At 58.1% G+C, this 1,036-nt stretch carries 1 protein-coding gene; it reads left to right on the top strand.

The annotated features are described in order from the left end of the window. The first annotated feature begins 120 nt into the window (after window positions 1–120). Window positions 121–833, top strand: a protein-coding gene (locus PQR02_RS40515) for an IS6 family transposase (RefSeq protein ID WP_408243401.1) whose coding sequence is annotated in 2 segments (ribosomal slippage) — window positions 121–697 and window positions 697–833 — 714 coding nt in all. Because the reading frame shifts where the segments join, the coding sequence is not laid out codon by codon here. Window positions 834–1,036: the final 203 nt, after the last annotated feature.

The raw sequence follows: 1,036 nt of genomic DNA on the forward strand, positions 1-1,036 counted from the left end.
GCCGCGCCCGGCTGCGAAGTTGTACTGTGCAAACCCAATGAATTGAACCGGGCAGTGTCGCAATAAGGCGTCGTGGGTAGAATTCGCGAACCGACTTGGTTGACGAACACGATTTCCCGGATGACAAAGACGCCACGCACGACACTGCCGCCGGGCATCGCCCGGGTGCTGAAACGGCTGCACTACCCCTTGGACGTGATCCTGCTGTGTGTGCGCTGGTACGTGGCGTATTCGCTGAGCCTGCGCGACCTTGAGGAAATGATGGCTGAACGTGGGTTCGAGGTCGACCATTCAAGCGTACATCGCTGGGTGATCAAGCTCGTGCCATTGTTCGAGAAGGCGTTCCGCAAGCACAAGCGCCCTGTCGGCGGGAGCTGGAGAATGGATGAGACCTACGTCAAGGTCAAGGGCCAATGGAAATATCTGTACCGCGCAGTGCACAGGGACGGCAACACCGTGGATTTCCTGCTGCGCGCCCGTCGCGACAAGGTGGCCGCGCGGCGCTATTTTGAGAAGGCGATCGACCGGAATGGCGAGCCAGAGGTAATCACCATCGACAAAAGTGGCGCCAACTTGGCCGCGCTTGAAGCCATCAACGCTGAACGGCAAACGCCCATCCGGATCCGGCAGAACAAGTACCTGAACAACGGGGTCGAGCAGGATCACCGCGCCATCAAACGCATCATCAGGCCGATGATGGCTTCAAGGATTTCCGGTGCGCACGCATCATCCTTTCGGGCATTGAAATCATGCATATGATCCGCAAGGGACAGTTGATTGACGACGGGAGCGCCCAAACGGTTGCCGACCGGTTCTATTCGCTGGTGATGTAAGCATTCCTATTGATCTGTAATTTGTTCGCCACGCCATCCCTATCGCGACACTACCCCACCGCATCCGTCACTATGGGCTGCTTGCCAATCCTGTGCGACGGCAGAACCTGGCGAGCATAGGTGCGTTGCTGCACGCCCCAGCAGTCACTGACGCCAGCGATGACACATCTGCGGATACCAGAGCGCCGACCTTTGTCTGCAAA

This window comes from Paraburkholderia sediminicola, assembly GCF_046026895.1.
In the GTDB taxonomy this organism is placed as follows: Bacteria; Pseudomonadota; Gammaproteobacteria; order Burkholderiales; family Burkholderiaceae; genus Paraburkholderia; species Paraburkholderia sediminicola_C.